Raw genomic sequence first — 20764 nt, forward strand, 5'->3', positions numbered from 1 at the left:
GCCGCCCGCGCACCGGGTGACAATGGAGCCGTGAACACGGCAGCCGACCCCCGCGAACTCGGGGCCTTCCTCAAGGCCCGCCGGGCCGTGCCGGCCCGCGCGCTGCGCCTGGACGAGGACCAGGAGACGTACCTGTACAAGCCGGCGGGCAAGACCGACGCCCGCCTGGACCGGCGGCGCCCTGCCCAGCGCGTACGGCCCGCGTTGCGGCGCCTGCTCGCCCAGCTCCCCGGTGCCCCGGCGATCGTCCTGGGCAGGCATCTGGACGTCCTGGCCTGGAACGCGGCGGCGGTGGCCCTCTACACCGACTTCGCGGAGATACCGCGGGACCAGCGCAACTATGTGCGCCTGATGTTCACCGACCCGGTGGTGCGCGGGATGCACCGCGAGTGGCGGCACGACGCGCACGACACCGTCGCCGCCCTGCGCATGGGCGGCGCGGCCGGCCCCGACGACCCCGGCCTCGGGCGGCTCGTCGCCGAACTCTCCGCCGCGGACCCCGACTTCCGCGCCTGGTGGACCGAACGCCGCGTCACCACCTCCAGCCACGGCACCAAGCAGTACCGGCACCCCGTGGCCGGGGACCTCACGCTCGACTGCGACACCTGGAACAGCCCGGACGACTCGGGCCAGCGCCTGATGGTGCTCACCGCGGAGCCCGGCAGCCCGTCCCACGAGGCACTGCGCCTGCTGACGACCGGGGCGAGGGCCACCGCGTCCTGAGATCGCCCGGCCGGACCTGCCGGGCGCGGCGCGGGACGTATCCGGCGCGGGACGTATCGGGTGCGGGACGTATCGGGTGCGGGACGAATCCGGTGCGGCGCCGGTCAGCGTATCCGCGCCCGATGGCACCACAGGCGCAGGGCCGCGAACAGCGCGGCCGGCCACACCGCGGCGAACGCCCAGATCACCCCCGGCTCGCCGGTGGCGACCCCGGCCGCGAGGAGGGCCACGGCCACCGCGAGCAGCGCGATCACGGTCACGGGCCGCGGCGCGTAGGCCGCCACCCGGGCCGGGTCGGGGCCACGGCGCCGGTGCGTGGCGCTCAGCCGCCGGGCCAGTCTGCGGTCACGGCTCAGAGCGCGTTCTATCTCGTCCAGGATCCGCTGCTCGTGATCGGGAAGTCGGTATGTCGACACTGTTGCTCCTACGGGGACCGAGCTGCCTGCCGCGTCCCGTTCCGGGTGCCCGCGCGGTCCTGCGGCTAACCGTGACGGGCCCGCCGCGGGCCCCGCTCCCGCGCCCCCAGCAGCGCGGGCAGCTCCTCGGCCCCGTCCGGGCCCGCGCCCGCCGCGAACTCGTCCCGCGCCTGCCGCGCTGCCACCCGCCCCGACGTCAGGCACCAGCCCCACCAGCGCTCCAGCTCCACCGCGCCGGCCGACTCCAGGCGCTCGGCCGCCACCAGCGCCGGCCAGCCGCAGGCCCGCGCCTGGGCGCTCACCTTCGCACCCCCGGCGACCGGGTCCACCGCCAGCGCCGGTGTACCCGCGCGCAGCGCGAGCACCAGCCCGTGCAGCCGGTCGGTGACGACGAGGTCGAGGCGCCGCAGCACGGACTCCAGCTGCGCGGGGGTGGCGCACAGCCGCCAGTCGTGCGCGTCGAGCCGGGTCTCCAGTTCCAGGCGCGCGCAGTCCTTGCCGTGCAGCCAGCCCGTCACCGCCGCGGCGACCGCGCCGTGCCGCCGGGCCGCGCCGTACTCGTGCTGCCCGTGCGTGAGGATCACCCCGACCACCGGCCGGGCCGGGAGCGCGGGCGCCGAGGCCGCCAGGTCCGGTAGGGGCCCGGCGCCCGGGGCGTCCCGGGCCAGCACCCGGTGGAAGCCGGTGACGGCCTCGCTGCCGGGGTCGGGCACCGAGGTGCCCACGGCGATCCGCACACAGTGCGCGAACCGCCGGTGCAGCCGGGCCACCTGCGGCCCGTGCAGCGGACCGCACACGAACACCAGATGTCCGTAGCGCGCGGGCGACAGATCGGCCAGGTGCAGCGCGCCCGGCCGGAATCCGGGGCTCCAGGCGACGTCGTAGGCCACGCCCGCCCGGCGCAGCACGTCCTCCACGCGGCGCAGCGCGAGCACGTCCCCGGCGGTCGCCTCCCCGTCCGGGAAGCTGAACCAGCCGGTGAGCAGCGTGCGCGAGCCGTGCTGTTCCCGGTCCCGGCGTTCCTGGCGCTGTCGTTCCTGGCGCTGTCGTTCTTGGTGCACAGTGCGCCCCGGGTGCCCGCCCGGCCCGGCGCCATGCACGCACCGGCGACCGGGGGGAGAGAGCGGGGGAGCAGGGGAGCGGGGGGGAGCTAAGCGTCCTGCTCGTCCTCCGCGCCGAGGTCCAGCTCCACGTCGACGACGCCGTCCTCCTGGAACAGCTCGGACGCCAGCAGCCCGGTGTCGGCGGTGCCCTCCAGGCGCAGCAGCACCCGGGCGGCGGCGTCGGTGCGGCCGGGCAGCCGGTCGGCCTTGAACTCCAGGATGCGAAAGCCCCGGCCGGTGCACCGCTCCATCAGCCGCGGCAGCAGCGCCCGGCCCGTCAGATACGTCAGCCGCACCTCCACCGTGCCGGGCACGCCGCGGCGGGTGAGCCGGCCGGAGAGCCGGGGATAGCCGCGCACCACCAGGAAGTGCAGCACCGTCGTGGCCAGCGCCAGGATCGGCAGACCGCCCCCGCAGGCCATGCCCACGGCACAGGTCAGCCAGATGGTGGCGGCGGTCGTCAGCCCGCGCACCGCGTCCCGCCGTACGAAGATCAGGCCGCCACCGATGAAGCCGATGCCGGAGACGATCTGGGCCGCCACCCGGGACGGGTCGAAGGACACGTGGTCCAGGCCCAGCACATTGGTGAACCCGTGCTGCGACACCTCCATCATCAGCGCGCTGGCGACCCCGACCAGGGTGTGGGTGCGCAGCCCCGCGCTCTTCTGGTGCGCCTCCCGCTCCCAGCCGATCAGGCTCGACAGCAGCAGCGCGAGCCCCAGCTCGGCGAGCTGGCGCAGTCCCTGTCCATTGGCCACGTCCCACAGCGGAACCGCGAGCCCCGGCATGCGTCTCCCTTCGTCGCCCTCACCTCGGCGTACGGACCTCATTGTCCGCCCCGTACGGCTCCGAGGGGGTACCCGGAGGCGGGACGCGCTCACCCGGCGGTGAAGGAGGCCCCGACGTGCCACGTCTGGACGCGCGAGAGGCCCGGCGGCGGTTCGCGGCCGCACGGGTGGCGCACCTGGCCACGGTCGGCCCGGACGGCCGCCCGCACCTGGTGCCGGTGGTGTTCGCCGTGCGCGGCGACACGATCGTGACGGCGGTCGACCACAAGCCGAAGACCACCACCGCCCTGCGACGCCTGCGCAACATCGCCGCCCACCCGGCCGTGTGCCTGCTCGCCGACGCCTACGACGAGGACTGGACCCGGCTGTGGTGGGCCCGCGCCGACGGCCACGCCCGCATCCTGCCACCGGACAAACCCGACGCCACGTCAGTCCCGCGCCTGGGCGCGCTGGAACTCCTGCGGCACACCTACCCGCAGTACGCGGCCCAGCCACCGGACGGCGCGGTCGTCGAGATCACCGTCCGGCGCTGGACGGGCTGGACGGGCTGGACGGGCCGGACACTCTGAACACCGCCGCCGGCCGCCGGGCCGCCGTCCGGACCCGGTCCGCTGCCCGGACCGAGGACGCGCGGCTGGAGGTGGTCGGCCGGGACGGCAGCGCGGTCGGTGAGTACGTCATCGGCCGGGCGTCGCCCGTGCCGCCGGACCCCTCCTCCGGCGCCGGTGAACGACCCGGCGCCGACTGGGACTTCCTCGGCCACACCTGCGAGTACCCCGACGCGGGCCGGATCTGGCCGCTGTGGGCCGAGGGCGGTCCGGCCGGACCCGGCGAGTGGGCCCGCAGGCCGGCCCGGACGCACGGAAGCTGGCTGCACGTGGTGCAGACGGCCTGGTTCACCTCCGGCCGCCGCGCCACGCGGTACGGCACCACCGAGACGGCCGTGCTCGACGGCTCTGCCCTCAGCACCAAGGAATCCTTCTACTGCGCCCTCGGAGAAGCGGTCAACGGGCCGGGCGGCTACTTCGGTTCCAACCTCGACGCGCTCCACGACTGCCTGCGCTCCCTGCGCCGGAACAGCGACCGCCCCCTGCGCGTGCGCTGGCACGACCTCGCCGCCTCCCGCGCCGCACTGGGAGACGCGTACACGGACGCTCGCGCGACTTTCACCCGCCAACTGCCGCCGCGCCGCTCGCCGTTGCCCGCCGAAGCCGCCGTCGGCCAGCTCGTCGGGCTCCAGACGCAGAACGTCCGGCCGCCGTATTACGCGCCGGCCGCCCGCCTGGACGGCTTCGTGCCGCATCTGGCCGGGCTGATGGTCGACCGGGCCGTGGCCCGCATCGTCACCCCGCGGTCGACCCTGGACATCCACACCGCCGCCGACTGCCTGGCCCTTCGCGCCCTCGTGCAGAGCGCCCGCACCCGCGAACCGGCCCAGTTCCACGAGGGACTCACCGGCGTCGACCTCGCCCGGCTCGCCCACCCCGCGCGGGCTGTGGGGCCGTGGCGGCCAGGTCGCCCTGACCACCGCCGAGCACCGGTTCGGCGACGGTCACGGCACCGAACTCCTCGTCGTCGAGCCGTCCGGCGAACCGACCCGCGCCCAGCGTCAGGCCGGGGCGGAGGAGGGCGGCGAGCGGCTGCACGCCGGCCGCCCCCGGGGGAGGCGTACGACGTCCGGTTCCGTGCCGCCGTCCGGACGTGATGCGAGGCCGGGCCGCGGGTGCCGGGCGTTGGAGAGGGGGCGCTGCGGGCCGCTCGTGGAGGCCCGCAGCGCCCCCTGGTCGCACCCCGGGGACACCGCCCCGGGAGACCTCAGGAGCCGAGCTGCGCCGTGACCAGGTCCGAGAACGTGGCCAGCCGGGTGTAGACACCCGGCCGGCCCGCCTGGGCGCAGCCGTCGCCCCATGAAGTGATCCCTGCCAGGACGCCCCCGACTAGCAGGGGACCGCCGCTGTCGCCCTGGCAGGTGTCTGTGCCGCCGGAGTCGTACCCGGCGCAAACCATGTCGCTCGCGACGAAGTCGGAGCCGTAGGCGTCCGCGCACCCGGTGTCGGACATCACCGGGACGGTCGCCGTCCGCAACTGCTCGGAGGCACCGCCGCCTTCGGCGGTCGTGCCCCAGCCCAGCACCCGTCCGGTGCTGCCGGCCGCGTACACCGAGGTGTCCGCGGCGGAGACGTACGGCGCCGGGGTGTACGGCATCGCCGCCGCCAGCGTCAGCACGGCCACGTCGGAACCGCTCGCGGCGTCCGTGAAGTCCGGGTCGACCCAGATGCCGCTGACCTTGCCGACCCTGCCGTCGCTGCCGTGCAGGTTCGTGCGGCCCCCGACCACCCGCACCCCGCCCGCGCTCTCCCCGGCCACGCAGTGCGCCGCGGTGACCACCTTCCTGGCCGCCACCAGCGTGCCTCCGCAGAACTGCTTGCCGGCCGCGTCCGTGACCTGCATGACGAAGGGGTACGCCGAGGTCGTGGTCGGTGTGCCGCCGACGACGGACTCCGGTACGGCGGCGGCCGCTCCGGGCGCGGTGAGCAGCGCGGTGGCGACGCCGGCCGACAGCGCGGCGGCGGTGCGTCCCAGTCGCCTGGGTCGGGCGCGGGTGAGGCCGAACATGCGTCTCCTCGTGGGCTGGCCGGTGGGGGGTCGCACAGGTGCGGGGGACCGAGCGGGCCGAGGGACCCGGTCCGGACTCCCGCGGGTCCGGGCGAGCGGCACGTCCTTCACGCTAGGGCCCGTCCCGCCCGGCCCCAATGAGGGAACCCCCTAGCCCGCCCGCACAGGGAAAACCCTCGATGTCCCCGCCCCGCGGGCCGGCCCGGCGCGGACGCCCGCGCGCGCCGGGGGCGTCCGGGCGGTCCGCCCCGCACTGGTGACTGCGGTCACCCGCACTGTGTTCCACCCGGTCAGTCAACCCGGGCGGCGCTCACTTCGCGCGCCGGCCTGCCGCCAAACGGACGATGTCGACGCGCGAACGGATGCCGAGCTTGCGGTAGACCCGGGTCAGCGTCGCCTCCACCGTCTTGACGCTGATGAACAGCCGCCCGGCGATCTCCCGGTTGGTCGCGCCCTCCATGACGAGGGAGGCGACCTGACGCTCCATCGAGGCCAGCCCGTCCAGCACCGGCGGCACCGCCTCGGGCTCCGGCCGGGCCGGGCGGGCGGAGGCGGCGGCGTCCACCCGGCGCAGCCACGGCCGGGCGCGGCAGCGCCGGAACAGGCGCGCCGCCTCGTCGTACGCGGCGGGGCCCGGGGCCGCGGCGTCCGGTGCGCGGGCGGCGCCGGGAGCGCGCGGGACGGTGTGCAGCCCGGCGAGCGCGAAGGCGGCCCGCGCCTCCTCCAGGCCGTTGCCCAGCTTGGCCAGCCGGTCCTGCGCGGACGTCAGCCGGGCCACGGCCGCCTCGCTCTCGCCGTGGGCCGCGCGGACCAGCGCCTCCGCCCGGTCCAGGACGGCGAGCACGCTCTCGCGGCCCAGCCGCAGCGCGTGGGCGCGGGCCGTGTCGATGACCTGCTGGGCCTCCTCCGGCTCGCCGGCGAGCACCAGCGCCTCCGCCAGGTCGCCGTGCCAGCGGCCCCTTGCCGGGTCGGTGATGCCGAGGCCCTGCTCCAGCTCCCGCACCCGGCGCAGCGTCGCCGCGCACGCCCGCGCGTCGCCCGCGACGAACTGGGCGTAACCGAGGGCCGCCAGCGCGCGCGAGAGGTACATCTGGTCGCCGTCCTCCTCGGCGAGCCTGACCGCGTCCCGGGCCAGGCCCAGCGCCCGTTCGGTGTCCCCGCCGGACGCCTCGGCGAAGCAGGCCAGCATGGCGGAGGCGCCCTCGCCGATCCCGGTGTCCCGGGCCAGCCGCAGGCTCTCGCGGGCCAGGTCCAGGGCGCGCCCGCAGTGCCCGGCGCGCAGTTCGGTCTCGGCGAGCAGCCGCAGGTAGTGCACCTCGCTCTCCACCATGCCGCGCCGCCGCACCTCGCCGAGCAGCGCGGTGATGGTGGCCCGCGCCTCGGTGAGCCGGTCGCTCATCAGCAGCCAGCGGTAGCGGGCGGAGCCGACGCCGTTGTGGTGGCAGGCCACATAGGGGTCCTGGGGCTCCTGGGTGGCGCGGGCGATGGTCTCCGCGGCGTCGGGATGGCCCATCAGGGTCTCGGTGGACGCCTGGAAGGCCAGCGCCATCAGTTCCGTGCGCCGGTCCCGGCCGCGCGCGGCCAGTTCGGCCGCGTGCGCGGCCTCCTGGCGGGCCTCGGCGAAGTCGCCCTCGACGACCAGGGCCCGCCAGGCGAGCTGGTAGTGGACCTGGGCGAGCAGCCCGGGGTCGTCGCCGGCGTCGGCGAGCGCCTGCGGGAAGACCGCGTCCACGTCCCCGAGGGCCTGCCCGGCGGCCTCGACCACCACCATCCACGCCCGCACCCGCTGGGCGGGCACGGCGGCCCGGGTCAGCACCTCCCGGGCGATGTCCCGGGCGAGGTCCACCTCGCCGGCCGTGATGGCGTCCTCGGCGGCCCCCAACCGCCGTTCGTCGGGGCCAGGTTCACCGTCGGCCGGGGTGTGCCGGGCGGCGAGCAGCCCGAGCGAGGCGGCCACCGAGGGGGCGCCGCGGTCGCGGGCCAGCGCGGCGGCCTCGGCCAGCCGGGCGGCCACGTCCGGGTCGGTGCCGGTGGTGGCCAGGGCCAGATGGCGGGCGCGTTCGATCGGGTCGGAGGCCGCGGTGGACAGCGCCGCGTGCACGGCCCGCCGCTCCTGCGCGGGCGCCTCGGCGTACAGCGCGGCGGAGATCAGCGGATGCGCGAACCGTACGGCGGGGCCCTCCGGTTCGGTGGCCAGCAGCCCGAGCCCGGCGGCCTGGGCGCACTCGGCCTCGGCGTTCTCCCGGCCGGCCGCGTGCAGCAGCGCCGGGGTGGGCCGGGCGCCGGCGCTGGCCACCAGGAGGGTGCGGCGGGCCTCCTCGGACAGCATCTCCAGCCGGCTGAGCACCAGGGCGCGCAGCGAGGTCGGCACCGGCAGCGGCTCGCCGGGCCGGGGTGAGGCCGGGCTCTCGGCGAGCGCCCGGCCCAGCTCCAGCGCGAACAGCGGGTTGCCGCCGCTCGTGCGGTGGATCTCACGGACGGTGGAGCGGGGCAGTCCGGTGTAGCCGCGGTGGTCGAGCAGCGCGGAGACCTGGGCGCGGGAGAGCGGGCCCAGCCGCACGGAGAGCGTGTCGGGCGGGCAGGCGCGCAGCTGGCGGGCGTAGTCCTGGTCCTCGGTGCGCACCGCGCACAGCATGCGTACGGGGGTGCCGCCCAGCCGGCGGGCGGCGAACCCGAGAAGTTCCGCGCTGGCCGGATCCAGCCACTGGAGGTCGTCGGCGACGATCAGGACCGGGCCGCGCGCGGCGAGCGCGCGCAGGGTGGAGAGCACGGCCAGGCGCAGCGCGAGCCCGTCGCGCTGGAGGGTGGACTCGCCGCGTCCGGTGAGCGCCGACTCCAGTGCGGTGCGCTGGGCCGCGGGCAGTTCCCCGGCCACCTCCGGAAGGACCAGACCAAAGAGATCGGCCAGGGCCAGGAACGGCAGATGGGATTCGGACTCGGTGGCGGAGCAGCGCAGAACGGTGCGGGCCGCGGCGGAGTATTCCGCCGCCAATGCCCGCAGCACCGTCGACTTTCCTATTCCGGCCGGTCCGTGCAGCAGCACACTCCCGCCGCGTCCGAGCTGCTCACGGGCGGCGGCGGACGGTTCGGCCCGGCCGATGACCAGGTCGGAGCGGCAGCCCGCAGGGTCCTTGGAGTCCCGTCGCACGGTCACCGCTCCCCTCGTGTCGTGTCCGGGCCAAATTCTAGGCATCGAGCCGGTGAATTCCGGACTGCCGGGGTGGTGAGGGAAATAACAGCGGCGGTGGCACGGCGTAATTCGGGGCCGTGCCGATGGAATACGCTTGCCCTCCGCACGGTCCCTCGACCGTACCGCGACCATCTGACCGACGGTACTCCCGGTGCCGCGCATTTCCGCCCGCCGCGGCGCTCGCGGGCCACCGCTCTCCGCCCGCCGCGGCGCCCGCGGGCTACGGCAGCACCCCCGCCCGGCGGGCCGCGGCGACCGCCTCGCCACGGGTGTGCGCGCCCAGTTTGCGCATGGCCGAGCGGAGATAGCCCTTCACCGTCTCGGCGCCCAGGCCCAGCCGGGCGGCGGCGCCGGCGTTGGTCGCGCCGGCGGCCACGCAGGCGAGCACGTCGACCTCCCGGGGCGCCAGCCGCACCCCGGACTCCGGCTCCTCCGCCACGGTCAGCAGCCCGCACGCCGCCAGCAGTTCGGCGCGCAGGGCGGGGTCGCCGATCCGCGGGGCCAGGGCGCGCAGCGCCGCGTGCGCCTCGCGGACCTGCTCCCAGACGGCCCCGCTCTCCCCGGTCCCGGTCCCGGCCCCCGGCTCCGGCGCGGCGGCGGCCAGCAGGCCCTGCGCCTCCTCGCGCACCACCAGCGCCTGTTCCACGTCCCGGGCCGCCGCCACCGCCGCGCTCAGCGTGCGGTCGCCCAGCGGATGGGCCGTGCGCAGGGCGCCGTACAGCACGCCCCGCACCCGGCGCCGCACCACCACCGGCACCGCCAGGATCGACCGCAGGCCCTCGGCGGCCACCGGCCCGTCGTACTCGTGGCTGATCTGCCGGGACAGCGAGTAGTCCGTCACCGCGCACGGGCGGGCCAGCGCCACCGCCCGCCCGCCGAGACCGTTGCCCGAGACCACCGCGAGCGCGCTGAGCGCGAGCGTCGAGGTCCCCGTCAGCTCGCTGATGCGCACCCGTGGCCGGCCCGGCTCGACCAGGCCGCCGAAGGCGACCGGAAGGCCCGTCGCATGCCGCAGCCGTACCAGCGCACCCCGGATCTCCGCCGCCCCGGACCCGTCCGCCGTCACCCGCTCGCCCCTTCGTCACGGTCCCGCGCCCACCACACCCCCGTTCGGGGGTAGTGAGACCTGCATCACGGATTACACGATGGAGCCGAGCCGCACGGCAATGGTCCGGATGCTGGACCGCACATGGAGGACAGATGACGACGGCGACGGAGACCTTCCGCGGGGCACGGGACTTCCTGCTGGCGCACCGTGAGGACTACACCACGGCCTGCGCCGGCTTCGAGTGGCCCCGGCCCCAGCAGTTCAACTGGGCGCTGGACTGGTTCGACGTCATCGCCGAGGGCAACGACCGCACCGCCCTGCACATCGCCGAGGAGGACGGCACCGAGGTCCGGCTCTCCTTCGCCGAGCTGTCCGAGCGCTCCGACCGGGTCGCGAACCGGCTGCGCGCGCGGGGCGTGGGCGCCGAGGACCGGATCCTGGTGATGCTGGGCAACCAGGCCGAGCTGTGGGAGACCGCGCTCGCCGCGATGAAGCTGCGCGCGGTCGTCATCCCGGCCACCCCGCTGCTCGGCCCCGCCGACCTGCGCGACCGCGTCGAGCGCGGCCGGGTCCGGCATGTGATCGCGCGCGCCGAGGACACCGCCAAGTTCGCCGAGGTGCCCGGCGCCTACACCCGGATCGCGGTCGGCGGGCTGCCCGAGGAGGGCTGGGAGCCGTACGAGGACGCGTACGCGTCACCGGCCGGGTTCCTGCCGGACGGCCCGACCCTCGCCGACGACCCGCTGATGCTCTACTTCACCTCGGGCACCACCGCCCGCCCCAAGCTGGTCGAGCACACCCACACCTCGTACCCGATCGGGCATCTGGCGACCATGTACTGGATCGGCCTGAAACCCGGCGACGTGCATCTGAACATCTCCTCGCCCGGCTGGGCCAAGCACGCCTGGTCCAACCTGTTCGCGCCGTGGAACGCCGAGGCGACCGTCTTCATCCACAACTACACGCGCTTCGACGCGGGCCGGCTGATGTCCGAGATGGACCGCGTCGGCGTCACCACCTTCTGCGCCCCGCCGACCGTGTGGCGCATGCTGATCCAGGCCGACCTGGGCCGTCTCGCCACCCCGCCGCGCGAGGTCGCCGCGGCCGGCGAACCGCTCAACCCGGAGGTCATCGAGCAGGTCAGGCGGGCCTGGGGCGTCACCGTCCGGGACGGGTTCGGGCAGACCGAGACGGCCGTGCAGGTCTCCAACAGCCCCGGCCAGGTGCTGAAGACGGGTTCCATGGGGCGGCCCAGCCCCGGTTTCCGCGTCGAACTGCTCGACCCGGTCTCCGGGGCGCCCGGCGCCGCCGAGGGCGAGATCGCGCTCGACCTGTCCGCCCGCCCGGTCGGCCTGATGGCCGGCTACCACGGCGACGCCGACCTCACCGCCGCGTCCATGGCCGGCGGCTACTACCGCACCGGGGACGTGGCCTCCCGCGACGCGGACGGCTATCTGACCTACATCGGCCGCTCCGACGACGTCTTCAAGGCGTCCGACTACAAGATCAGCCCGTTCGAGCTGGAGAGCGCCCTGCTGGAGCACGAGGCGGTGGCGGAGGCGGCCGTGGTGCCCGCCCCCGACGAGGTGCGCCTGGCCGTGCCCAAGGCGTACGTGGTGCTGGCCGAGGGCTGGGAGCCGGGCCCGGACACCGCCAGGGTGCTCTTCGAGCACTCCCGCAAGGTCCTCGCCCCCTACAAGCGGCTGCGCCGCCTGGAGTTCGGGGACCTGCCCAAGACGGTCTCCGGCAAGATCCGCCGGATCGAACTGCGCGAGGCCACGGCCCAGGGCTCCGACCACGAGTACCGCGAGGAGGACTTCCGGTGACTTCCGCACTGTCGTACAGCCACGGGACCGGCGGCACGGCCCTGCTCGGCGACACCATCGGCGAGAACCTGGACCGGGCCGTCGCCGCCTGGCCCGAGCGGGAGGCCCTGGTCGACGTCCCCTCCGGGCGGCGCTGGACCTACGCCGAGTTCGCCGCCGACGTCGACCGGCTGGCGCTCGCGCTGCTGGCCACCGGTGTCGCCAAGGGCGACCGGGTGGGCATCTGGGCCGTCAACTGCGCCGAGTGGATGCTCGTCCAGTACGCCACCGCCCGGATCGGCGCCGTCATGGTCAACATCAACCCGGCCTACCGCACCCACGAGGTCGAGTACGTCCTGAAGCAGGCGGGCGTCTCCCTGCTCTTCGCCTCGCTGCGGTACAAGAGCAGCGACTACCGGGCGATGGTCGAGGAAGTGCGCGGCTCCTGCCCCCGGCTGACCCGTACCGTCTACATCGGCGACCCGTCCTGGGACGAGCTGATCGCCCGCGGCACAACCGAGCACGCGGACGAACTCGACGAGCGCGCGGCCGAGTTGTCCTGCGACGACCCCATCAACATCCAGTACACCTCGGGCACCACCGGCTTCCCCAAGGGCGCCACCCTCTCCCACCACAACATCCTCAACAACGGCTACTTCGTGGGGGAGCTGGTCAACTACAGCGAGCGGGACCGGATCTGCGTCCCGGTGCCCTTCTACCACTGCTTCGGCATGGTGATGGGCAACCTGGCGGCCACCTCGCACGGCGCGTGCATCGTCGTCCCCGCCCCGTCCTTCGACGCGGAGGCCACCCTGGAGGCGGTCCAGCGCGAGCGCTGCACCTCGCTCTACGGCGTCCCGACCATGTTCATCGCCGAGCTGAACCTCCCCGGCTTCGCCTCCTTCGACCTGTCCACCCTGCGCACCGGCATCATGGCGGGCTCCCCCTGCCCGGTGGAGGTGATGAAGCGGGTGGTCGCCGAGATGCACATGGCCGAGGTGTCCATCTGCTACGGCATGACCGAGACCTCCCCGGTGTCCCTGCAGACCCGCGCCGACGACGACCTCGAACACCGCACCGCCACCGTCGGCCGGGTGCTGCCGCACCTGGAGGTCAAGGTCGTCGACCCGTCCGGGGCCACCGTGCCGCGCGGCACGGCCGGCGAGCTGTGCACCCGCGGCTACAGCGTGATGCTCGGCTACTGGGAGGACCCGGTGCGCACCGACGAGGTCGTCGACCCCGGCCGCTGGATGCACACCGGCGACCTCGCCGTGATGCGCGAGGACGGCTATGTGGAGATCGTCGGCCGCATCAAGGACATGATCATCCGCGGCGGCGAGAACATCTACCCGCGCGAGATCGAGGAGTTCCTGTACGGCCACCCGAAGATCCGCGACGTCCAGGTCGTCGGCGTACCGCACGAGGAGTACGGCGAGGAGGTCCTGGCCTGTGTGATCCCGCTCGACGCGGCCGACCCGCCGACCCTGGAGGAGGTGCGGTCCTTCTGCCGGGGCCGGCTCGCGCACTACAAGGTGCCCAGCCGGCTGAGCGTCCTGGAGTCCTTCCCGATGACGGTGTCCGGCAAGGTGCGCAAGGTCGAACTGCGCGCCGACCACGGCGGTGCCGCCACCACCGCCGCGGCCGGCGCCGTCATCGCGGCAGCACCGCCGGAGAACTCGCGTCTCGGATGAGCAGCCGCGGCGCCCCGCTCCCGTCGGCCGGGACGGACCACACGTCCCAGCCGCCGCCGTGGCGGGGCAGCCCGTACATCACGGTGTGCCCGTCCAGCCAGGCCGCCTGGTCGTCCACGCTGCGCGCCTCGGCCAGCGGTGTCTCCCGCATGGTCGCCAGGTCCAGCGAGTACAGCCGCCACGGCCGCCCGCTGCCCGCGCTGACCCGCTTCTTGAACACCAGACGCGTCCCGTCCGGCGACAGCGACGGGCACTCGGCGTTCTGCCGCAGGGTGCGCGCCGTCCACGCGCGGTAGTCGCCGCGGACCAGATAGGTGCGGCCCGCGGTGCGCACCGTGGCGTAGAAGGTGTTGTCGTCGGACGCGAACGTCACGCCCCAGTAGTTGACGTCGGCGGCCTCGTAGGGACGGCCGTCCAGGGTGAGCGGGATCCGCTCGATGTTCCCGGTCAGCCTGCCGGTCCGGGTGTCCAGGATGCCGGTGCGGGTGGAGAAGTCGTCGCGCAGATAGGAGTCACCGCGCACGAACATCGTCCACGACAGCATCCGGCCGTCCCCGGAGACCCGGGCCCGGTTGGGGAAGCCCTCGGTGCGCACCCGGCGGACTCGGTTCAGCTCGCGGTCCAGCACCGTGACATAGGTGCCCGGCACCGGGCCGGTGCGCTGGAGGCACACCCCGGTGCCCCGGGCCGCGTAGACCCGGTCGCAGCGGGTGCCGCCGACCGTGCGGGCGGCACCGGGCCGGTCCAGCGGTACGGTCGCCACCTTGCCGAACCCGGACCCCGGGGCGGTGTCGCGGAACAGGATCCGCCCCCGCGCGTCCAGCCGGACGGTCCCGCTCCCGGTGTCCGCCTTCGTACCGCCGCGTACGTGCCACACATATCCGGTGCTGGCGCCCACCACCAGCAGGACGGCCGCGACGACCGTCAACAGCCTTGCCCTGCCGCTCACTCGGCGTTCCCCTCGCTGTTCTCCCGGCCCCTGGCCGCGGCCTCGGTGCCGGTGCCGGTGCCGGTGGCCTCGGTGTTCCCGGCCGCCCTGTCCGTCCCGGCCGCCCCGTCAAGACCTCGCCGCTCGGTGCGCCAGGGCAGGATCCACACCGCGAGCGCGCTCGCCACGGCCAGGGCGACCAGCGCCGCGGCCAGCGCGGTGCGCAGTCCCCACAGCGACCAGCAGGCCCCGAACAGCACCGAGGCGGCCAGCGCGGCCACCGACTGGGCGGTCTGGATCAGGGACAGGCCGCCCGCCCGCAGCCGCTCGGGCACCATCGGGCCGACCGCGGCCATCAGCACCCCGTCCGTCGAGGCGTAGAACACGCCGTGCAGGGCCAGCACCGCGACGATCGGCGCGATCCCGCCCCACGGCAGGAACAGCAGCAGACAGCCCGCCAGCAGCGCGACATGACCGGCCGCGAACACCCGCAGCCGGCCCACCCGGTCGGCCAGCCGGCCCATGGGCACCGCGAGCAGCAGATAGCCGCCCGCCGTGCCGAGCGGCAGCAGCGGGAAGTACTGCTCGGGCACGCCCAGCCGCTCCTGGAGGAGCAGATAGACGAACGAGTCGCCGATGACCACCGCGGACAGGAGCACCGCGGCCAGGCCCACCCGCAGATAGGCGCGATGGCGCAGCAGCGCCAGCACATCGCGCAGGCCCGCCCGTTCGGCGGGAGCTCCGGCGGATGCCGGGGTGCGCCGCTCGCGGACCAGCAGGACCAGCATCAGCACACCGAGCGCGGCGATGCCGAAGCTCACCACGAACACGGTGTCGTAGCGGCCGGGCGTGGCCAGCAGCAGCGCGAAGGCCACCAGCGGACCGAGGAAGGCGCCCACGGTGTCCAGCGCCCGGTGCACGCCGAAGGAGCGGCCCAGGGCCTGCGGGGTGCTGCTCAGCGAGATCAGCGCGTCGCGCGGGCCGGTGCGCAGGCCCTTGCCGGTGCGGTCGGCGGCGATCACGGCACCGAGCACCGGCACCGAGGAACCCGCCGCCAGCAGGCCCAGTTTGCACACCGCGGAGAGCGCGTAGCCGCCGCCCGCGACCAGTTTGCGGCGCTGCCAGCGGTCGGCCGCGTGCCCGCCGGCCACCCGCACCAGCGCGGTCACCCCGACGTACATGCCGTTGAGCGCGCCGAACTGGAGGGGGCTGAGGCCCAGGGTGAAGATGACGTACATGGGCAGCACCGCGGTGATCATCTCGGAGGAGATGTCGGTGACCAGGCTGACCGAGCCGAGCGCGAGCACATTGGGGGAGACCCGGGCGGTGGCGCGGGTCCGGGCCGCGGCCTTCGGCGGGGCCCCCGGTTCCGCCGGTGCTCCCGGTCCGGCCGGTCCTTCCGGACCTGCGGCGGTGGTGGCGGTGGTCGTGTCGGGGTCGGTGCCGGTTCGGGGGGAGCGGGGGGTCGCGGTCGCCCGGCTCGATGAGATGTACATGGCTGACGTGTCCTCTCGTGCCTGTCCCGTCGTGGGGGGTGTCGCCCGGACAGGGGCCCGCCGGCGCGGCGGCCGGCGGGCCCGGGGCGTGCGGTCGGGTCAGCCGTCGATCTCGTACGGGTCGCCGTAGACCTTCCACTTCAGCGGCGGGTTCAGCCGGAGGTTGCCGGCCTTGAGGAAGACACGCTGCTCGGTGTCGACCCTGCTGGTGTCGCTGTGCGCCTCCTCGGTCTTCATCGCGGCCACCCGCGCGTCCAGGAACGCGTTCAGGTACGCCGTCTCGTCACCGCCCTGGGACGGCGGCTTGGCGTGCCGCAGCGCGGTCGCCCGGATGCCGCCGAAGCTGGTCGCGTCGTCGCCGGGACCGTGCATCACGATCGCGTCGTAGTACGCGAACTGGCCCAGCGCCTGGAGCCCGTCGGCCTTGGCCTGCCGGACGGCCGGGTCGAAGTAGACCCGGTCGCGCTCGTCGTCCTGCGCCTGCCGGAACACGGCGTCCTTGGCCGCGGTGTGCCAGGCCGAGACGAACGCCGAGCCCAGACCGGAGTGCGAGTCGCTGCCGTTGACCTTGCGCAGCGCGGGCAGGTACTTCGCCAGCGCGTTGTCCGGCTTCAGGTCGGTGTAGTGCTCGACCAGGTCGAGCATGTCGCCGGTGCCCGAGCAGAAGCCGACGATGCCCCCGGTGTAGCCGCGGCCGTCGTCGATGTCCTCGATGTAGGTGTACTGGGCCTTCCAGTCCAGGGAGGAGTTCTCCGCGCTGGAGACCAGCTCCATCGCGATCTCCTTCTTGGCCGGGTCGGTCAGGTCGGCCCCGGACTCCACCGGCGGCGTGGTGGAGGAGCCCGCCTTGCCGTACACCTCGAAGCCGTACAGCGAATACCCGTACGACGTACCGCGCTTGGTGCCGTTCACGCGCACGTACCGGCCGTTCCCGCTGACCGTGAGGTCGTCGGTGCCGCCGTCGCCGCTGGTCGTGGAGTACACCGTCGACCAGGAGGAGCCGTCCTTCGAGGTCTGCACCGTGTACGCCTTGGCGTAGGCGTCCTCCCAGGTGAGCTTCACCCGGTTGATGTCGGTGTCCGCGCCCAGGTCCACCTGGATCCACTGCGGGTCCGAACCCTCCTTGCTGGCCCAGCGGGTGGCCGGATCACCGTCCACCGCCTTGGCGCCCGAGTAGGAGGTGCTCTCGGTGGAGGAGGTCTTGGTGGGCCGGTTCAGCGCCAGGTCGTCCGAGGAGCCGGGCGGGGTGCTGCCGCCGCCGTCCCAGATGTCGGTGAGCGGCTGGCGCGAGGCCGCCTCGCCCAGCGCGGGCAGCCCGTGCATGTCCTCCAGGGTGCGCAGCAGCGAGTAGAGGTCGCCGCGGCTCTTGCCCTTGTAGCCCTGCTTGACATGGGCGCCGACCACCAGCGTCGGGATGTGGTTGACGTCGTCGTCGCTGTCGTCCTCGTCCCAGGTCAGCACCAGCGCGCTGTTGTGTGTCCTGGCCCACTGGACATACCCGTCCAGGTTCTTGCGCAGCCAGTCGTCGCCCTCGCGCACGGTGCCGTCGTGCATGTCGTTGGTGAGGTTCGGCGTCACGAACGAGACGTCGGGCAGCTTGCTGTAGTCCGAGGGGAAGCGGCTCATGCGCAGGTTGGAGGAGGCCGGGACGTTCTTGAAGTCGACCCAGCCGTTGTGCTTGCGCGCGTAGCCGCTGTCGCCGTCGTCACCGCAGTCCTTCGACCCGTCGGACGGCAGGTCCTCGGAGTAGCCCACGAACGTCTTGCCGTGGGTGAGGAGTTGGTTGCCGAGGTTGTCGGAGGAGTAGTCGTGCGGGCAGTCGTCGTCCTTGATGCCGTGCGTGGAACCCGAGAAGAGCGCCACGTAGTTGCCCTGGCTGGGGTGGACGACGCCGTGGAAGTCGGAGAACGAAGCGCCCTGCTTGGCCAGGGAGTTGATGTACGGCGCCTGGGAGCTGCCGATCACGTCCTCGTAGAACTTGTTCTCCTCCATGACCACCACGACGTGGTCGAGCTTGGGGACACCGCTCGCGGTGAACGTCGCGGGCACGGCGGCGGACGCTGCGGACGGTTCGGCCTGCGCGCTGGGGGCGCCGGCCGCGGCGGTCAGGCCGAGCAGGGCCAGCGCCATGCTCGTGCCGGCCGCGACGGCGGTGCGCCGGGCACGGCGGCCGGGGCGCACGGGCGGCCTCAGGGGTGGGGTAGGCGTCATGCTGATCTCCTTGAGGAGGGGCGAGGGGCCCCCGGACAACAGAGGTGAGCAGCGCCTGGGCGACTTGCGGCAGGCCGGGGTCCGGTGCGGCGCGGTGTGGGGGTGCGTCGCGGGACGTGCGCGTGCAGCAACAGGCAAGGAAAGCGGCATGGGACCGCGGACGGCCGGGGCACCACTGTCCGCACGGGTGCGGACGGGTGAGCGCGTCGGGTTCGGAACGTCCGCGCCAGGCCGCCGACGGAATAGGTACGCCCTGTGGCGCGCGCCTGTCAACGGTCCCGGCGGATCCCGTGGGCATCCGGTCGTATCCCTTGACGGGGCGGGTCCGGTTTCAGTATCCCTCTTCTGTTAGGAAAGTTTCCTGACACCCGGAACCCTCCGGGCCCGACCGTGGATCCCGCCGTGTGGGGGCGGGAGAACGGGCAGGCCGGGCGCGTGGCGACCGTCGCCCCGGCCTGCCCCGCACCACGACGCACCGCACCGCGCCGCCCTGTTCCGCGCCGTCCTCGCCTCCTCCCGCCTCCCCTCCCTCTTCCCTCCTCCCCCCTCCTCTCTTCTTCTCTTCCCCTCTCCTCTTCTTCTCTTCTCTTCGCGCGCGTCCGCGCGCCTCGGCCCCGCCGGGCAGCCGCCCGGCGGGCGCTCACGCCTGCCCTGCCGCGGCCGGTCCGCTCCCTCCTCCCTTGACGCCTCTCGGGCGCCCGCTTACATTGCTTCCAGATCGTAGAAACTACTTTCCGCTATACGGAAGTACGGAAGAAGCTCACCGCGGGGCGCGACGGAGTGCGAATCCGGCAGCCGAGACAGCAGAAGACAGCCGAAGCAGGAGTACTCGATGGCTCGAATGACCGCTGCCCGCGCGGCAGTTGAGATCCTCAAGCGCGAGGGCGTCACGGACGCGTTCGGTGTGCCGGGCGCGGCGATCAACCCCTTCTACGCGGCGCTCAAGGCCTCCGGAGGCATCGGCCACACCCTCGCCCGCCATGTCGAGGGCGCCTCGCACATGGCCGAGGGCTACACCCGCACCCACCCGGGCAACATCGGCGTCTGCATCGGCACCTCGGGACCGGCCGGCACCGACATGATCACCGGCCTCTACTCGGCCATCGGGGACTCCATCCCGATCCTGTGCATCACGGGCCAGGCCCCGACCGCGGTGATCCACAAGGAGGACTTCCAGGCCGTCGACATCGCCTCCATCGCCAAGCCGGTGACCAAGATGGCCGTCACCGTCCTGGAGGCCGCCCAGGTCCCGGGCGTCTTCCAGCAGGCGTTCCACCTGATGCGCTCCGGCCGCCCCGGCCCGGTCCTCATCGACCTGCCGATCGACGTCCAGCTCACCGAGATCGAGTTCGACCCGGACACCTACGAGCCGCTGCCCGTCTACAAGCCGGCCGCCAGCCGCGCCCAGATCGAGAAGGCGATCGGCATGCTGACCGCCTCCGAACGGCCGCTGATCGTGGCCGGCGGCGGAATCATCAACGCCGACGCCGCCGACCTCCTGGTCGAGTTCGCCGAGCTGACCGGCACCCCGGTCGTGCCGACCCTGATGGGCTGGGGCATCCTCCCCGACGACCACGAGCTGAACGCCGGCATGGTCGGCCTCCAGACCTCGCACCGCTACGGCAACTCGACCTTCCTGGAGTCCGACTTCGTCCTCGGCATCGGCAACCGCTGGGCCAACCGCCACACCGGCAAGCTCGACGTCTACACCGCCGGGCGCACCTTCGTCCACGTCGACGTCGAACCGACCCAGATCGGCAAGATCTTCGCCCCGGACTACGGCATCGCCTCCGACGCCAAGGCCGCGCTGAAGCTGTTCGTCGAGGTGGCCCGGGAGCTGAAGGCGGCCGGCAGGCTGCCCGACCGCTCCGCCTGGGCCGCCGCCGCGCAGGAGCGCAAGGCCACCCTCCAGCGCCGTACGCACTTCGACGACATCCCGATCAAGCCGCAGCGCGTCTACGAGGAGATGAACAAGGCCTTCGGCCCGGAGACGCGCTACGTCTCCACCATCGGCCTCTCCCAGATCGCCGGCGCCCAGATGCTGCACGTCTACCGGCCGCGGCACTGGATCAACTGCGGTCAGGCCGGACCGCTCGGCTGGACCGTCCCGGCCGCCCTCGGCGTCGCCAAGGCCGACCCGGAGTCCCCGGTCGTGGCCCTCTCCGGCGACTACGACTTCCAGTTCATGCTGGAGGAACTGGCCGTGGGCGCGCAGCACAAGATCCCCTACATCCACGTCCTGGTGAACAACTCCTACCTGGGCCTGATCCGGCAGGCGCAGCGGGCGTTCGACATCGACTTCCAGGTCAAGCTGGAGTTCGAGAACATCAACGCTCCCGAGCTGGGCGTCTACGGCGTCGACCACGTCCGGGTCGCCGAGGGCCTGGGCTGCAAGGCGATCCGGGTCACCGACCCGAACGAACTGGGCGCCGCTTTCGAGGAGGCCAAGAAGCTCGCCGCCGAGCACCGGGTGCCGGTCGTCGTCGAGGCGATCCTGGAGCGCGTCACCAACATCTCCATGTCGGGCACCAACGACATCAGCAACGTCGTGGAGTTCGAGGAACTGGCCACCGAGCCGCAGCACGCGCCCACGGCCCTCAAGCCGCTGAAGGTCTGAGCACGGCCCTCAAGCCACTGAGGGTCTGAGCACGCCGTCGAGCCGCTGAAGGTCTGAGCACGGCCGTCGAGCCGGGCGACGTCCGGGCGGTGCCGAAGGGTCCGCGTGAGACGGCGACGGCCCGCCGCGCCC

The 20764-nt window shown here is 73.9% G+C and carries 13 protein-coding genes and 4 pseudogenes; 7 read left to right on the forward strand and 10 right to left on the reverse strand.

The genetic code is table 11. The features are described 5' to 3' along the window. Positions 1–30 precede the first annotated feature (30 nt). A complete protein-coding gene (locus tag A8713_RS25800; RefSeq protein ID WP_064535937.1) occupies positions 31–723 on the forward strand; it encodes an MmyB family transcriptional regulator in 693 nt (230 codons plus the stop codon). A gap of 104 nt (positions 724–827) precedes the next feature. On the opposite strand, the gene A8713_RS25805 is transcribed toward A8713_RS25800, so the two are convergent. The 3 genes from A8713_RS25805 to A8713_RS25815 all read right to left on the reverse strand — a co-directional run bounded on the left by A8713_RS25805 (position 828) and on the right by A8713_RS25815 (position 3030). After that, a complete protein-coding gene (locus tag A8713_RS25805; RefSeq protein WP_018571585.1) occupies positions 828–1139 on the reverse strand; it encodes a DUF3040 domain-containing protein in 312 nt (103 codons plus the stop codon). A gap of 65 nt (positions 1140–1204) precedes the next feature. Then, positions 1205–2125: a polysaccharide pyruvyl transferase family protein gene (locus A8713_RS25810; protein WP_064537715.1), complete on the reverse strand. Its 921-nt coding sequence runs from the start codon at positions 2123–2125 to the stop codon at positions 1205–1207. Positions 2126–2289: 164 nt separating this feature from the next. Next, positions 2290–3030: an MgtC/SapB family protein gene (locus A8713_RS25815; RefSeq protein ID WP_064535938.1), complete on the reverse strand. Its 741-nt coding sequence runs from the start codon at positions 3028–3030 to the stop codon at positions 2290–2292. 116 nt (positions 3031–3146) lie between these two features. On the opposite strand from A8713_RS25815, the gene A8713_RS25820 reads away from it, so the two are divergent. The 3 genes and pseudogenes from A8713_RS25820 to A8713_RS34410 all read left to right on the forward strand — a co-directional run. Continuing rightward, positions 3147–3599 (forward strand): TIGR03668 family PPOX class F420-dependent oxidoreductase, encoded by a 453-nt coding sequence (locus A8713_RS25820; RefSeq protein WP_064535939.1) that lies wholly within the window; start codon positions 3147–3149, stop codon positions 3597–3599. A 374-nt stretch (positions 3600–3973) separates the two neighbouring features. After that, positions 3974–4141: pseudogene (locus tag A8713_RS34405) on the forward strand (barstar family protein); the annotation flags it as partial. 21 nt (positions 4142–4162) lie between these two features. Next, a pseudogene (locus A8713_RS34410) lies at positions 4163–4577 on the forward strand (DNA glycosylase AlkZ-like family protein); the annotation flags it as partial. 268 nt (positions 4578–4845) lie between these two features. On the opposite strand, the gene A8713_RS25830 reads toward A8713_RS34410, so the two are convergent. From A8713_RS25830 to A8713_RS25840, 3 genes are all read right to left on the reverse strand, one after another. Then, positions 4846–5646 (reverse strand): S1 family peptidase, encoded by an 801-nt coding sequence (locus A8713_RS25830; protein WP_064535941.1) that lies wholly within the window; start codon positions 5644–5646, stop codon positions 4846–4848. Between the two features lie 310 nt (positions 5647–5956). Continuing rightward, positions 5957–8800 (reverse strand): ATP-binding protein, encoded by a 2844-nt coding sequence (locus tag A8713_RS25835; protein WP_064535942.1) that lies wholly within the window; start codon positions 8798–8800, stop codon positions 5957–5959. Positions 8801–9056: 256 nt separating this feature from the next. Next, the gene (locus A8713_RS25840) at positions 9057–9902 is read right to left on the reverse strand and encodes a helix-turn-helix transcriptional regulator (protein ID WP_064535943.1); all 846 of its coding nucleotides are present in this window, start codon (positions 9900–9902) and stop codon (positions 9057–9059) included. A gap of 134 nt (positions 9903–10036) precedes the next feature. Between A8713_RS25840 and A8713_RS25845 the strand changes: the two genes are divergently transcribed. Both A8713_RS25845 and A8713_RS25850 read left to right on the forward strand, forming a co-directional pair. Next, a complete protein-coding gene (locus A8713_RS25845; protein WP_064535944.1) occupies positions 10037–11710 on the forward strand; it encodes an AMP-binding protein in 1674 nt (557 codons plus the stop codon). Next, positions 11707–13380 carry an AMP-binding protein gene (locus tag A8713_RS25850; protein ID WP_064535945.1) on the forward strand — a complete coding sequence of 558 codons (1674 nt, stop codon included), beginning with the start codon at positions 11707–11709 and terminating at the stop codon, positions 13378–13380. The genes A8713_RS25845 and A8713_RS25850 overlap by 4 nt, the downstream gene beginning before the upstream one ends. Here A8713_RS25850 and A8713_RS25855 read toward each other — a convergent pair. From A8713_RS25855 to A8713_RS34420, 4 genes and pseudogenes are all read right to left on the reverse strand, one after another. Next, positions 13340–14329, reverse strand: a complete 990-nt coding sequence (locus A8713_RS25855; RefSeq protein WP_064535946.1) for a PD40 domain-containing protein — start codon at positions 14327–14329, stop codon at positions 13340–13342. The genes A8713_RS25850 and A8713_RS25855 overlap by 41 nt on opposite strands. After that, positions 14326–15804 (reverse strand): MFS transporter, encoded by a 1479-nt coding sequence (locus A8713_RS25860; RefSeq protein WP_064535947.1) that lies wholly within the window; start codon positions 15802–15804, stop codon positions 14326–14328. The genes A8713_RS25855 and A8713_RS25860 overlap by 4 nt, the downstream gene beginning before the upstream one ends. Positions 15805–15903: 99 nt before the next feature. Further along, positions 15904–16608: pseudogene (locus A8713_RS34415) on the reverse strand (chitosanase); the annotation flags it as partial. Positions 16609–16683: 75 nt separating this feature from the next. Next, positions 16684–18165, reverse strand: a pseudogene (locus tag A8713_RS34420) (alkaline phosphatase family protein); the annotation flags it as partial. 682 nt (positions 18166–18847) lie between these two features. On the opposite strand from A8713_RS34420, the gene gcl reads away from it, so the two are divergent. Further along, a complete protein-coding gene (gcl, locus tag A8713_RS25870) occupies positions 18848–20632 on the forward strand; it encodes a glyoxylate carboligase (RefSeq protein ID WP_064535948.1) in 1785 nt (594 codons plus the stop codon). Positions 20633–20764: the final 132 nt, after the last annotated feature.

This window comes from Streptomyces sp. SAT1 (assembly GCF_001654495.1).
Taxonomy (GTDB): domain Bacteria; phylum Actinomycetota; class Actinomycetes; order Streptomycetales; family Streptomycetaceae; genus Streptomyces; species Streptomyces andamanensis.

Coding starts and splice junctions, on each gene's coding strand:
- A8713_RS25860 (WP_064535947.1), bottom strand. CDS start 15,804: ATGTACATCTCATCGAGCCGGGCGACCGCGACCCCCCGCTCCCCCCGA.
- A8713_RS25830 (WP_064535941.1), bottom strand. CDS start 5,646: ATGTTCGGCCTCACCCGCGCCCGACCCAGGCGACTGGGACGCACCGCC.
- A8713_RS25815 (WP_064535938.1), bottom strand. CDS start 3,030: ATGCCGGGGCTCGCGGTTCCGCTGTGGGACGTGGCCAATGGACAGGGA.
- A8713_RS25845 (WP_064535944.1), top strand. CDS start 10,037: ATGACGACGGCGACGGAGACCTTCCGCGGGGCACGGGACTTCCTGCTG.
- gcl (WP_064535948.1), top strand. CDS start 18,848: ATGGCTCGAATGACCGCTGCCCGCGCGGCAGTTGAGATCCTCAAGCGC.